This window comes from Pseudomonas imperatae, from assembly GCF_057128625.1.
Genome location: NZ_JBSKHP010000038.1, coordinates 1 through 13,856, shown reverse-complemented (window position 1 = coordinate 13,856; position 13,856 = coordinate 1). Strand labels below are relative to the sequence as shown.

Sequence of the window (13,856 nt, the reverse complement as noted above, 5' to 3'; positions counted from 1 at the left end):
GCTTGGTTCAGGGCCTTCGGGAAAATCAATTCTTCAAGGGTGCGGCGGGGTTGTCCGCAGGCGCCGTGGGCGCGTCTGCGCCTCTTGAACCTCGAAACGGGAATATTTATGCGAGCGAGACAAATCGTGCCCATCGCCATCGGCCTGATACTGGCGATGCTGGGGCTGGCGGTGTTGGCAGGCGGCGGCAAGCTGGCGTCCCTGGGCGGCAGTTGGTACTACCTGCTGGCGGGTGCGCTGATGGTGGCGTGCGGCGTGGCACTGGTACGCCGCAAGGTGGTGGCCGCCTGGCTGGGCCTGGCGTTGCTGGCCGTGACCCTGGTGTGGTCGCTGTGGGAAGTGGGCTTCGACTTCTGGCAGTTGGTGCCGCGGCTGATGACCTTCATCGTCATCGCCCTGGTGGTTACCCTGCTGGTGCCACTGCTGGACGGCAACCGCCGCCTGCTCACCGCTGGCCCGCGCACTGGCATCTGCCTGGCACTGTTCGCCAGCGTCGCCGGTATCGCCTACGGCATGTTCCAGCCGCACCCCACCGTGGTGGCCGAGCCTGGCGCCACCGCCAAGGTCATCGCCCCGGACGCCGGCAAGGCCGACGGCAATGACTGGACCGCCTACGGGCGCAACACCCATGGCGAGCGCTTTGCCCCGTTCGAGCAGATCAACAAGGCCAACGTCAAGGACCTGCAGGTGGCCTGGACCTTCCACACCGGCGACATGGCCATCAACGGCGCCGAGTACCAGGGTACGCCGCTGAAGGTCGACGACACCGTGTACCTGTGCTCGCCGCTGAACAACGTGTTCGCGCTGGACCCGGTCACCGGCCAGCAGAAGTGGAAGTTCGACGCCCACATCAAGGAAACCCCGTCCAACAAGGGGTGGAAACGCTGCCGCGGCGTAGGTTACTACGACGCCGACAAGGCCACCGCCAGCGCTGCCCAGATCGCGCCTGCCGCGGCCCCCGCGCAGCCCGCCGAATGCCGCCGCCGCATCGTCACCACCACCGTCGACGCGCGCCTGCTGGAGCTGGACGCCGACACCGGCAAGCTGTGCGACAGCTTTGGTGACCACGGCGTGGTCGACCTGTTGAAAGGCATCGGCCCCAACACCGACGGTTCCTATTACCTGACTTCGGCGCCGCTGGTGGCCGGTGATGTGGTAGTGGTGGGCGGCAAGATCAACGACAACCTGAAGACCGACGAGCCTTCGGGCGTGACCCGTGGCTTCGACGTGCGCACCGGCGAGCTGCTGTGGGCCTGGGACGCACGCAACCCCAAGCGTGGCGTGCCGCTGCCTGAGGGCGAGCTGTACCCCAAGGAGTCGCCGAACTTCTGGGGCACCGCCGCCTATGACGACAAGCTGGGCCTGGTGTACATCCCCACCGGCAACCAGACCCCGGACTTCTGGAACGGCAACCGCCACGAAGGCTCCGACGAATACAACGATTCCATCGTGGCCATCGACGTGAAAACCGGCGTCGACAAGTGGCACTTCCGCACCGCCAACCACGACATGTTCGACTACGACGTGTCGGCGCAACCGATCCTCTACGATCTGCCGGGCAAGGATGGCAGCACCACGCCGGTGATCATCGCCATGACCAAGCGCGGGCAGATCTTCGTGCTCGACCGCCGCGACGGCAAACCGGTGTTCCCGGTGGAAGAGCGCGCGGTGGCCACCGATGGCATGCCGGGCATGCACATCTCGCCCACCCAGCCGTACTCGCAACTGTCGGTAGGCGCCGAGCGCCTGAAAGAGTCGGACATGTGGGGCGCCACCGTGTTTGACCAGTTGATGTGCCGCATCGACTTCAAGGAAATGCGTTGGGAAGGCGAGTTCACGCCGATCACCGACGGCCAGCGCACGCTGATCTACCCAGGCTACTACGGTGGCATCAACTGGGGCGGCGGCGCCATCGACGCCTCCACCGGCACGCTGATCGTCAACGACATCCGCATGGCGCAGTGGGGCCGCTTCATCAAGCGTGAAGAAGCCGCCCGCGTCGGCCTGAAGCCGAGCACCGAGGGTGAGTATTCCGAACAGCTGGGCACGCCATGGGGCGTCGAGCGCTCGATGTTCGTCTCGCCCCTGGGCGTGCCGTGCTTCAAGCCGCCGTTCGGCACCATGACCGCCATCGACCTCACCACCGGCAAGACCAAGTGGCAAGTGCCGATGGGCAGCATCCAGGACGCACCGGTGCACGGCATCGTGCCGGGCGTGAACATGCCGCTGGGCATGCCGACCATGGGTGGCCCGCTGGTGACCAAGGGCGGCCTGACCTTCTTCCACGGCACCCTGGACTACTACATCCGCGCGCTGGATAACGACAGCGGCAAGGAACTGTGGCGCGGCCGCCTGCCCGTAGGCGGGCAGGGCGCACCGATGTCCTATGTGGCACGTGACGGCAAGCAGTACGTGGTAATCACCGTCGGCGGCGCCACGCGTACCGGCACTAACGACAACCGTGGCGACTACATTATTGCCTACGCGTTGCCGGGGGCGGTGAAAGGGCAGTAACCCTGACAGTTGCAAGCAACAAAAAGGGAGGCGCCGCAAGGTCGCCTCCCTTTTTTTGCTTCTTGTGGGAGCTGGCTTGCCAGCGAGCTTTTATGGCCCCAACAGCTCGCTGCCAAGCCAGCTCCCACAAGTGCTACGGGCCTGCGCCGATACCGCGCAACAACAACCCCGTCAGAAACCGCGAATACTGCTCGGCCAACGCTTCATCGCTGCTGCCGGTGAACAGCACCCCGAACAACGGCTGCGCCGTGGCGAAGAAGGTGCATGCACCCACCAGCGCCACGTGCAGCATGCGCGCATCAATAACCGGCAAGCCCGGCGCAGGCGGCCGGGCCTCAAGGATCGCCGCGCTCAGCGCCACACCGCGCTGGGCAATCAGGTCCAGCACCGCGCCGGGCTCGGGGTCGTCGCCCTGGTAGATCTCGCGCAGCACCAGCTGCACGAAATGCGGGTTCTGCCGGCCAATGTCGATGATCAGGCGAATGCGCCCATACAACATCGCCTCCACGTCCTGGCCGTCGGCCAACGCCTGGGCGCCCAGCTGGGTCACGTCCATCAGGTGCAAGGTGGCCGCGCGCAGCAGGCCGTCCTTGCCGCCGAAGTAATAGCGGATCAACGCCGGGTCGACCTTTACCTGCCGGGCGATGTCCTGCAGCGTCAGGTCGGTGGGGGCGATGCTGCGCAACAGCTCGAGGGTGGCGTCGATCAGGCCTTCCCGGCCGATGGCGGCGGTGTGGGCAGGGCGCCCGCGTCGTTTCTTTTCAGGTGAAGTGTCCATGGGCGGCAATCATACCCCGTGGGAACACCTTTTTGGGTAGCGCAGTGACAACGCGCAGCATGGTGGTGCATGCCGTGTTTCACCGGTGGATGTTTCGCCCGTGGAACCTGTTAATCGATTGAAAAATAACGCATTTACATTAATTCCTTAAAAAAGGAATTAATGGCATTCATTCTGCATTGCTGCTCCCGTCAACCAGAAAGGAGCAGTACCCATGAAAATTGCCATCATCGGTGCCGGCATCGGTGGCCTGTGCGCTGCCATAGCCCTGCAGCGCGCCGGCCACCACGTCAGCGTCTACGAACAGGCCCAGGCCTTCATGCGCGTGGGCGCCGACATCAACCTGACCCCCAATGCCGTGCGCGCCCTCGACGGCCTGGGTGTAGGCGCCGCCGTGCGTGAACCGGCCGCGCGCCCCAGTCACCGTATCAGCCGCCTGTGGGACAGCGGCGAGGAAACCTCGCGCCTGGCCATGGGCGACAGCGCCGAGCAGCAGTACGGCGCACCGCAACTGACCATCCACCGCGCCGACCTGCTGGCCGCCCTGGCCGGTGCCTTTCCACTTGAGCACGTGCAGTTCGCCAAGCGCTGCGAAACCATCGCCCAGGATGCAGCCGGGGTGACCCTGACCTTCGTCGACGGCACCCAGGCCCAGGCTGACCTGGTGATTGGCGCCGACGGCATCCATTCCGCCGTGCGCACCGCGATGTTCGGCGCCGAGCAGCCGCGCTTTACCGGCGTGGTGGCCTACCGCGCCGTGGTGCCCGCGCACAAGCTGGCACATGTGCCGGACCTGCAGGCCTTCACCAAATGGTGGGGCCCCAACCCTGAAAGCCAGATCGTCACCTTCCCGCTGAACCGTGGGCGCGACATCTTCATCTTCGCCACCACCGCCCAGGCCACCTGGCACCTGGAAAGCTGGACCACCCGCGGCAGCGTCAGCGAACTGCAGCGCGCCTACGCAGGCTTCCACCCCGATGCCGTGGCCTTGCTCACCGCCTGCGACGAAGTGCTCAAGACCGCCCTGTATGAGCGCGACCCGCTACCGCACTGGACCCTGGGCCGCCTGGCGCTGCTGGGCGACGCCTGCCACCCGATGATGCCGTTCATGGCCCAGGGCGCCGGGCAGGCCATCGAGGATGCGGTAGTGCTGGCCCGCGCCTTGAGCCTGCCGGACACAGACCTTGCCAGCGCGCTGCACACCTACCAGCAGGCGCGGCTGCAACGCGCCAGCCAGATCCAGGTCGGCTCACGCGGTAACCAGTGGCTCAAGGCCGGCGGCAACGCCGACTGGGTCTACGGCTACGACGCCTGGAACGTCGCGCTGGGCTGAACCGCTGCCACCCCCCTGCACACACCTGATGAGGCATTCCCATGCTCAGTGAAGAAAAGAACAAGACCCTGACCCAGGTCGGCCCGGGCACCCCCATGGGCGACTACCTGCGCCGCTACTGGCAACCCATCGCCGGCGAAAGCGAGTTCGACGACAAGGCCATCAAGACCCTGACCCTGATGGGCGAGGACCTGGTGCTGTACAAGGACCTGAGCGGCACCTACGGCCTGATGGACCGCCGCTGCCCGCACCGCAACGCCGACATGTCCTACGGCTACGTGGAGCAGACTGGCCTGCGCTGCAGCTACCACGGCTGGCAGTTCGACCAGGGCGGCGGCTGTCTGCACCAGCCCTACGAGGACACCTGCGACCCCAGCGGGCGCATGCGCAACAAGACCAGAATCAAGGCCTACCCGGTGGTGGCCAAGGCCGGCCTGCTGTGGGCCTACCTAGGCCCGGCGCCGGCCCCGCAGCTGCCGGACTGGGAACTGTTCAACTACAAGAACGGCTTTGCCCAGGTCGTCTGCGCCGAGATCCCGTGCAACTGGTTCCAGTGCCAGGAAAACTCCATCGACCCGGTGCACTTCGAATGGACCCACAACAACTGGACCCTGCGCCAGCAGAGCGATGACGTCGACTACGTGCCCACCCACCTGCAACTGGCCTTCGACGAATTCGAGCACGGTTTCGTCTACCGCCGCCTGCGCGAGGGCGAAGCCCAGGACGACGTGATGTGGAACGTCGGCCGCGTGACCCTGTGGCCCAACGGCTTTTACCTGGGCCACCACTTCGAATGGCGCGTGCCTATCGATGACTACCGCACCCTCAGCATCCTGTGGGTGTTCAGCCGCGTGCCCAGCGAGCAGGAACCCTACGTGCAGGACAAGATCCCCACCTGGTACGGGCCCATCAAGGACCCGGTCACCGGCCGCTGGATCACCAGCCACGTAGCCAACCAGGACTTCGTGGTGTGGGTGGGGCAGGGCGAGGTCACCGACCGCACTCGCGAACACCTGGGCCAGAGCGACCGGGGCATCGTGATGATGCGCCGGCGCTTCTTCGAGGAACTGGACGCGCTGCGCGAAGACCCCACGCACGTGCCCAAGGGCTTGATCCTCGACCCCGAGCAGAACCGCGACGTGTTCCTGCCCTCGGCCTGCCGCGACGAACTGATTCAGGGCCTGCCCCGCGAGCAGCTGGCCGCGCACCCGCTGCTGGGGCCATACCTCAAGGACTTCTTCGGCCAGGCCGGCCAGCCGCCGCACGTGCGCGCCGCCTATGAAGCGGCGGTGGGGCAGGCCATGCAAGGCGCGGAAATTCTTTGTCGTGCACGGCAGCCGTCGCTAGCGACCGCAGGTTCCCGGGCCGTCCCCGGGAACCCTCCAACCTCCTCAACCAAAGGTGTACTTCATGAAGCGTCTGATGCGTTGGTGGCTGTCTGCGTTATTTATATTCCCTGTGCTCTTGCCCATGGCCCAGGCCGAGGTGCAGGACGTCACCTTCCTGATGCCCGCGCCGCCGAACCTGCCCGGTTTCGCGCCATGGATCATCGCCCAACAGAAGGGCTACTACGCCCAGCTTGGCCTGCGGGTCAACTGGGTGACCGCCAAGGGCGGCGTCGACGTGGCCAAGCAGGTAGGCGCCGGCAACGCCCTGTTCGGCGCTGCCAGTGGGGACGTGCCGATCGTGGTGCGCGCCAACGGCGTGCCAGTGCGCAACGTGGCGGTGCTGGGCACCCACGGCTACACCCTGCTGGCCACCGATGCCGGGCAGCACATCGGCGCCATCGAGCAGCTGCGCGGCAAGACGGTCACCGTGATGTCCTATTCCGACTCGCTGTACTACGCCTTGCTGGCGTCGCTGCGCAAGGCTGGCATCAACAAGGAAGAGGTCAATATCCAGGCTGCGGGGCCGGCGGGGGTGTGGCAGTTGCTGGCCGAAGGCAAGGCCGATGCCATGGCCGGCTCGCCCGACTGGGTGGTAAACGCCGAGGAGGCCGGGCGCACGCTGCAGCTGATTCCCCAGGCGCAGATGTTCGACGGCATGGCCCAGTCGATCCTGGCCTCCGATGACGCCATCGCCCACCACCCCGAGCTGGTACAGAAGATGGTCACCGCCACCCTGATGGGCCTGCGCGACATTCTCCAGGACCCGGCCCAGGCGGCGAAAACCTTCACCGCAGCGGTGCCGGCCTACCAGGGCAAGGAGCACAAAGTCGAGCAGATCCTGGCGCTGTACACCCAGTACGTCTACGGCCACCAGCAGCAGCTCGGCGAGATCGAGCCTGCGCGGGTCGCCCAGGCGGTGGATTTCTTCAGCAGCGAAGGCATCGTCAAGGCCACGCTGCCCACCGATGACTATTTCACCAACCGCTTCATCGGGGCGCTGCCAACGCAACAGCCCTGAGTGTCACCGCGTTCTCCATTCAAACCGGATCAAATCAATTATTGGGCCTGCGGCGCGCCGCAGGCCAGGCAGAGGTGTGGGCGATGGCTTTATTCAAGTGGACGATGGTGGCCGTGGGCATGGGCTTGGTAAACACCCCCGCGGTGATGGGTGCGGCGTTTGTCAGCGACCAGGCAGCAGCCAAGGGTTTTGTCGAGGATGGCTCGCTGAACCTGCTGTTGCGCAACTATTACTGGAACCGTGACAACCAGAATGGCGCCCCCGACGCCCGCGACTGGACCCAAGGCGTGCAGGGGGTGTTCACCTCAGGGTTCACCCAGGGCACGGTAGGGGTAGGGGTGGACGCGTTCGGCTACCTGGGCCTGAAGCTGTGGGCGCCGGACAAATACGCGGTGCCGGGGTACACCTCGGGCAACCTCACCGAGGGCGCCGACGGGCAGCCTGATGACAGCTACGGCAAGGCCGGTGCGGCGCTGAAGCTGCGGGTGTCGAAAACCCTGCTGAAAATCGGCGACATGCAGCCCGCCACCAGCCCGGTGTTCGCCGTGGGCGGCAGCCGCCTGACGCCCGTCACCGCCAGTGGCATCCAGCTGATGAGCAGCGAAATCACCAACCTGGACCTCGAGGCCGGGCATTTCTACTCGGCCACCAGCCAGGACCAGACCAACCGCAACGGCAGCCTGTGGGCCGCGTACGCCAACCGGCCGTCTAACGCCATGGACTTTGCCGGCGGCCGCTATGCCCTGGCTGACACACCGTGGAGCCTGGGGCTGTACGGCGGCCGCCTGCAGGATATCTGGGACCAGTACTACGGCAACCTCAACTACACCCGGGCACTATCGGACAGCCAGGCGCTGGCGCTGGATGTCAACTACTACTCCACCCGCGACCAAGGCGCGGCCAAGGCTGGCACGATCGACAACAACACCTTCTCCATCGCCGCCGGCTACACTTTCGCCTCCGCCCACACCCTGACCTTGAGTTTCCAGAAGGTCAACGGCGATACACCATTCGACTACGTGGGCACCGGCGACGACAACAAGCCCGGCGATTCCTGTTTCATCGCCAACTCGGTGCAATATTCCGACTTCAATGGCCCGGGGGAAAAGTCCTGGAAGTTGCAATATGACCTGAACATGGCGGCCTTCGGCCTGCCGGGGCTGACCTTGATGACGCGCTATGTCTATGGCTACGACATCGACGGCACGCACCTGTCGCCATCCAGCGCCTATTACGGCATGTATGGTGCCGACGAGCGCCACCATGAAACCAACATCGAGGCCAAGTACGTGATTCAGTCCGGGCCGGCGCGGGACTTGTCCATCCGCGTGCGCCAGGCCTGGCACAGCGCCACGGCGGGCGATCCGGACGGCGATGCCAACGAGTTCCGGCTGGTGCTGGATTACCCCATCCAGGTGTTCTGAGTCCCGGCAACTGTCCTGAAACGGCGTCGTCTGCATCGCGACTAAAGTCGGCTCCTACGCCGTACGTGGTAGGAGCCGGCCTTGGCCGCGATGCAGGCGACGCGATAGACGAGGTACACGCGTCCGCGATCATCACGCATCTTTCATTTTTTTATCGGTTCATTGACGGCTCTTTTACATCTTTTTGATGTCTGTAAGTGGTTGCAATTCAATTGCTTACCACACGATGAAAGTTAGTTTAGTTTGCTTAACTAACACTACATGGGTGAGTTAGATTCGCATTCGCAACGTGCGCAACGACACGTCATCATGAACGGATTTCCAGCATGCCTCGATTCAACAAGCACTCGCTTGCCCGCCCATCAACCCTGCTGTTCACCCTTGCCGCCACCTGCACCTGGAGCCTCGGCGCCCACGCCGACGGGGCCTTCGGCGCCGACTCGCAATGGATGACCGGCGACTGGGGCGGCACCCGCACGGCGCTGCTCAACAAGGGCATCGACATCCAGATGGCCTACCTGGGCGAGGCGGCCAGCAACGTGCACGGCGGCTATAACCACAGCCACGCCACCCGTTACGCCGACCAGTTCACCCTGGGCGCGGCCATCGACCTGCAGAAGCTGCTGGGCTGGCAGGACGCGCAGTTCATGGTGCAGCTGTCCAACACCAACGGCAGCAGCCTCAACGACGACCGCATCAGCGACCCGCGCGCCGGCAGCCTGTCGGCGGTGCAGGAAATTTCCGGCAATGGCAGCACCACGCGCCTGGCCGAACTGTGGTTCAGCAAGGGCTTCCTCGACAACGCCCTGAACATCAAGGCCGGTCGCTTCTCGTTCGGCGACGACTTCGCCGTGGAAGACTGCCTGTTCCAGAACCTGGCGTTCTGTGGTTCGCAGCCGGGCAACTACGTCGACAGCATTACCCAGGGCCCGGTCAGCACCTGGGCGGCGCGGGTCAAGTACAAGCTCAATGACCAAGTCTACGCCCAGGTGGGGGTGTTCGACGTCAACGATTCCTACGGCGACAACGGCAACGGCTTCAAGCTCAACGGCGCCGGCACCACGGGGGCGATGATCCCGGTGGAAGTGGTGTGGACGCCGACCCTGGGCCAGTTGCCCGGCGAGTACCGAGTCGGCTACTACTACAGCACCGCCAAGGCCAGCGACCTGTACAAGGACGCCAACGACCAGCCGGCCGCGCTGACCGGTGACGACTACCGCCGCGACGACAGCCAGCATGGCTGGTGGCTGACCGGCAAGCAGCAGCTGACCACGGTAAACGGCGACGCCGCCCGTGGCCTGGTGCTGTACGGTAACGTCAGCGCCTTCGACGCCGCCACCACGGCGGTGGACAGCTACCAGAAGCTGGCGCTGGTGTTCAAAGGCCCGTTCGACGCGCGGCCCAACGACACCCTGGGCCTGGGCGTGGCCCGCCTGCACGCCAGCGAGCAGTTCCTGCGCAACGCCAAGGCGGCCAACCTGGCCAGCGGCGCAAGCTATGCGGACGCCGACTTCGTGCCCCTGCAACACACCGAGTACGACGTGGAGCTGAACTACGGCGTGCAGGTGACGCCGTGGTTGAACGTGCGGCCCAACCTGCAGTACGTGGTCAACCCCGGTGGCGTGCGCCAGGTGCAGAACGCCGTAGTCGCCGGCCTGCAGGTGCAGTCCACGTTCTGACCGCGTAGCGTCAGGCCGCCCGGGCGTCTGCCTCGGCGGCCTCGGTGGCTTCGTCCATGGCCGCTTGCAGGTCTTCGGTCACCCGCAGCTCCACGCCGGTGGGCGACATCTGCGCGGCCGCGGCGAAGGGCGCGGCGCTCTCCGGCGCGGCGCGGCGGGTGCGGCGCCAGGCGAAGTACACCACCATCACCAGGTTCAGCAGGGCGAAGGCCCAGAACAGGCCGTTGTCGCCCATCTTGGCCATCAGCTGCCCGACGGTCATGGGGCTGAGCGCCGAGCCGATCGAGTTGATCAGCAGCAGGCCCTGGATCATCGGCACCACGGCGCCGGCCGGCGCGCGGTCGGCGGAATGGCTGACCGCCACCGGGTAGATGGCGAAAATTCCCCCGCCCAGCAGGAACAGCGCCCCGCCCAGCAGCAGGCTGGACGCCGGCAACGCCATGATCGCCAGGGACAGCACCAGGCAGGCGGCGCACAGCACCATCAGCACCCACTGGCGGTCCTGGCGGTCGGACCAGCGGCCCACCGGGTATTGCAACAGCATGGCGCCGAGGATCACGCAGGCCATCATCTGCCCTACCTGGCTCAGGTCCATGCCGCGGTGCTGCAGGTACAGCGGCAGCAGGGTATAGACCGCGGCGATGGCAACCCCCGAGCCAAAGCAACCCATCACCCCGGTCGGGGTCACGCGCAGCAGTTGCCGCGGGCTCAGGGCTTCGACGCGCTCCACCAGCGGCGTGACGCGGGGGATCATCACCACCGGCATCACCGACAGCGATGCCAGCATGCCGGTGATCAGGAACGGCGCGCTGTCGCCCAGGCCCGACACCAGGCCGATGGCCGCCTGGCCGAACATGCCCGAGCCGTACAGGGCAATCATGTACACCGCCAGCACCCGGCCACGGGCCTTCGGGTCGGAGGCCAGCAGCAGCCAGCTCTCGATCACCAGGTACACGCCCACGCAGGCCCAGCCGTTGATCAGGCGCAGCACGAACCAGGCCGTGGTGTCGTTGCCCAGGCCTTGCAGCAGCACGGTGGCGGCGATCATCGAGGCGAAGCAGCTGTAGGCGCGGATGTGGCCGATGCGCAGGATCAGTCGGTCATTGAAGAACGAGCCCAGTGCCAGGCCGATGAAATAGGCCGACGACACCAGGCCGATCTGCAGGGCGGACGCACCGGCGGCGTCCAGGCGCAGCGTGGTGATGGACGACATCAGGCCATTGCCCATGCTGACGATGAACAGCCCGAGCAGGGGCGCCAGCGCCATGGCCAGTAATTGTGGAGACATTGAAACCTCGGAAGTGAACCTGCAAATGCGCCGCAAAGGCCTTGGAACAGGGCCGCCAGGGAATGCGGCGCGCAGATTTTATGCATTTTCCGCGGTTTGGCTAGTGCCGTCCGGCGCTGTGCCGCTTTATGGGCGTTAGCCAACGCTTGGGTGTGGCGCCGTCCCATAACGTGCCTGTGTAACTTAAGGTGTAAAAGAGAAAGGCTCGCTATATGGCGGGCTTTTTGCTTTTTAATATAAAACTTCTGCTCGGAAGTTGTTCTGTACTCAGAGTAGGGGCACAGGGCCCGATCACGAGGGCGAGTTCCCAAAGTTGGGTGTTGCCAGGCGGGCGCATGGGAGGGTTGAACGCTGTTGCTGCAAGGGAAATATATCAACTTTGCCTGATGGGATAACCTCGGCACGGCACCTGCTTGGGCGGTATCAGGCCTAACGAGATTAAGTTGAAAGAGCACGGTGGCATCGGTGAAGGTTTTGATTGGTTATGCATGGAAGTTTAACTTCGCTGCCCACTTTCACTGTGTGTCAGGGCCTGTGATCCGGAATGTTTCCGGCCATGCATTTGACTGTGGAGTCCATCATGAGGTTATTCGGATACGCTTCAAACCAGCCGCTGTTCTACCCGCACACGCCACGCGCCTCCCTCATCGCCCTGGCAGTCGCCTTCACGCTGGCGGTGGCCGGCACCGGCACTGCCCTGGCCAAGGGCGGTACCGCCAAGCCACCGGCCAAGGGTGCGACAGCGCCGTTCGCCACCCCCACCTTGCCCGACCCGGTGTTTGCCGATCCTACGGCCATCCACGGCTTTTCTGACACCGGCTTCATTCAATCCATGACCCTGGACAACGCCAATACCGGCTGTCCCAATACCAACGATCCCGGCCGGTTCGGGGGCACCGTCAAGGTCAATGGCAACCTCATGATCGTGCCGTGCAATACGGTGTTGCAGATGCCCGCCAATACCTTGACCTGGGCACAGTTTGTCCAGGGCGGCCAGTTGGCGCTGGACAAGCCCGGCAGCTATCCATCCTTCGAGATCCATGTGGTGGGTAACCTGGTCGGTACCCGCCGTATCGCCGGGCTGATCACCGTCGCCCAGCAGGCCGCTACGCTTGGCAGCGGCTTCATCAGCCGCATCGACTACGCGACCGGCAACATCGAAGTGGACAGCGGCAATCCAATGCAACCCACGGTGATCCAGATCAACGACCCCAACGGGCGATTCGGCCGCCCGCAAAGCCCTGACCCGCGCTTCTCGGTGGATGACGCCAACCCCACCATCCATGCCGCCACGGGTTACCCCATGTGCGTGCCGCGCACTGCCGGGGACGATGCACTGTGCCCGGAAAAGAACCGGCCCAGGGTGGTCACCCCGACCACCACCAACAACTGCCGCAACTTTGCCCAGGCAGGGGTCACGCCACCGGTCAGTGGGGAGTTGTCGCCGCCGTTGGCCAGCCAGCGTTACTGCAGCCAGTACGTCATGAAGCGCTTCGGTGACCCAGCCCGCACCGCCACCGACCCAGATCCCACCCAACAGGCGCCGTTCGAGGTAGGTGACTTCATCACGTACGCCGGCACCCTGTTCAAGTCGACCAACAACGGCGGCCCGGATTTCATCTCCGCGCACACCATCGAGGCCAATGTCGGTATCTACACCCAGCCGGGCAGCCAGCCCAGCTACGTGTCCATCGGTGATTTCGGCATCGGCACCGCGGATCCGGCGGCCACTGCCGTGAGCGGCGTGGCCCAGGAGACCCAGGACCGTTTGTTCCTTGAAGCGCTGACGACTGACATCAAGACACCGGTGGACATCTATCTGATCGACGTCGACGGCAATACGGGGGCGCAGACGAACCGCTGGGTCACGCCGTTCGAAATGACCGGGGAATGCGATCCGTCGGCCACGTTGGCAGCCAATTGCTTCGGAGTGTCGGGGGGCATCACCACGCAGAACGTTGGCCCCCAGCCCCAACGTGCGCGGTTGCGCGCTACCAAGGCGCCGGCCGGTTTGCTGAGTCAGCCGACGCGTAACCTGCGGGTCATCGCCCGTTCCCTGTGCGTGCCGCAATCGACCTCGCTCGCCCAGCCAGCGGTGGACGCCTGCCTGCAGAATGCGGGGCGGCAGACCGTAGCCAATGGGTTGGTGGCGGGGCAGTACACGGCGCCGGTGTTTGAGTTTATTTTCCCGGAAGGTGTCAAGCCGGGTGATCCGGTGGTGCCTAATGACTTCTGGCACCTGCCTTTCATTCGTAATGGTGAAGGCGCTAGCACGCCGACGGGCGTAGGCCCGCTGGAACCTGCGCCTTGGTAAAGCGCTGTTGCTGTTGCTGTTGCTGTTGCTGTTGCCGTTGATTTGGCTTGTGATCTTGATCTGGCTTTTGATCTGGCTTTTGATCTTGATTGTATGCCCCGTAAAGCGCCCGGGCCGACT

Annotated in this window: 9 protein-coding genes and 1 pseudogene; 7 read left to right on the top strand and 3 right to left on the bottom strand. The window is 64.8% G+C overall.

The features are described 5' to 3' along the window. Positions 1-108: 108 nt before the first annotated feature. Entirely contained in the window at positions 109-2,514 is a 2,406-nt protein-coding gene (locus ACWKWX_RS30330; protein ID WP_483829661.1) for a membrane-bound PQQ-dependent dehydrogenase, glucose/quinate/shikimate family, read from the top strand. Positions 2,515-2,647: 133 nt separating this feature from the next. On the opposite strand, the gene ACWKWX_RS30325 is transcribed toward ACWKWX_RS30330, so the two are convergent. Then, complete coding sequence (locus ACWKWX_RS30325) at positions 2,648-3,292, bottom strand: TetR/AcrR family transcriptional regulator (protein WP_483829660.1); 645 nt, start codon at positions 3,290-3,292, stop codon at positions 2,648-2,650. Between the two features lie 214 nt (positions 3,293-3,506). Between ACWKWX_RS30325 and ACWKWX_RS30320 the strand changes: the two genes are divergently transcribed. Together ACWKWX_RS30320 and ACWKWX_RS30315 are read left to right on the top strand one after the other, a co-directional pair. Then, positions 3,507-4,625, top strand: a complete 1,119-nt coding sequence (locus tag ACWKWX_RS30320) for an FAD-dependent monooxygenase (protein ID WP_483829659.1) — start codon at positions 3,507-3,509, stop codon at positions 4,623-4,625. Between the two features lie 41 nt (positions 4,626-4,666). Next, a pseudogene (locus tag ACWKWX_RS30315) lies at positions 4,667-4,978 on the top strand (Rieske 2Fe-2S domain-containing protein); the annotation flags it as partial. Positions 4,979-5,074: 96 nt separating this feature from the next. Here ACWKWX_RS30315 and ACWKWX_RS30310 read toward each other — a convergent pair. Then, positions 5,075-5,932: a hypothetical protein gene (locus ACWKWX_RS30310; protein WP_483829658.1), complete on the bottom strand. Its 858-nt coding sequence runs from the start codon at positions 5,930-5,932 to the stop codon at positions 5,075-5,077. Between the two features lie 115 nt (positions 5,933-6,047). Here ACWKWX_RS30310 and ACWKWX_RS30305 point away from each other — a divergent pair, with 115 nt between their 5' ends. From ACWKWX_RS30305 to ACWKWX_RS30295, 3 genes are all read left to right on the top strand, one after another. Then, a complete protein-coding gene (locus tag ACWKWX_RS30305; RefSeq protein WP_483829692.1) occupies positions 6,048-7,031 on the top strand; it encodes an ABC transporter substrate-binding protein in 984 nt (327 codons plus the stop codon). A gap of 83 nt (positions 7,032-7,114) precedes the next feature. After that, positions 7,115-8,455, top strand: a complete 1,341-nt coding sequence (locus ACWKWX_RS30300; protein ID WP_416424607.1) for an OprD family porin — start codon at positions 7,115-7,117, stop codon at positions 8,453-8,455. A 326-nt stretch (positions 8,456-8,781) separates the two neighbouring features. Then, on the top strand, positions 8,782-10,134 hold the full coding sequence (locus ACWKWX_RS30295) for a carbohydrate porin (RefSeq protein WP_483829657.1): 1,353 nt from the start codon (positions 8,782-8,784) through the stop codon (positions 10,132-10,134). 10 nt (positions 10,135-10,144) lie between these two features. Here ACWKWX_RS30295 and ACWKWX_RS30290 read toward each other — a convergent pair whose 3' ends face one another. Then, positions 10,145-11,422, bottom strand: coding sequence for an MFS transporter (locus ACWKWX_RS30290; protein ID WP_416424605.1), 1,278 nt, complete (start codon positions 11,420-11,422; stop codon positions 10,145-10,147). 580 nt (positions 11,423-12,002) lie between these two features. Here ACWKWX_RS30290 and ACWKWX_RS30285 point away from each other — a divergent pair. Further along, positions 12,003-13,736 carry a hypothetical protein gene (locus tag ACWKWX_RS30285; RefSeq protein ID WP_483829656.1) on the top strand — a complete coding sequence of 578 codons (1,734 nt, stop codon included), beginning with the start codon at positions 12,003-12,005 and terminating at the stop codon, positions 13,734-13,736. Positions 13,737-13,856: the final 120 nt, after the last annotated feature.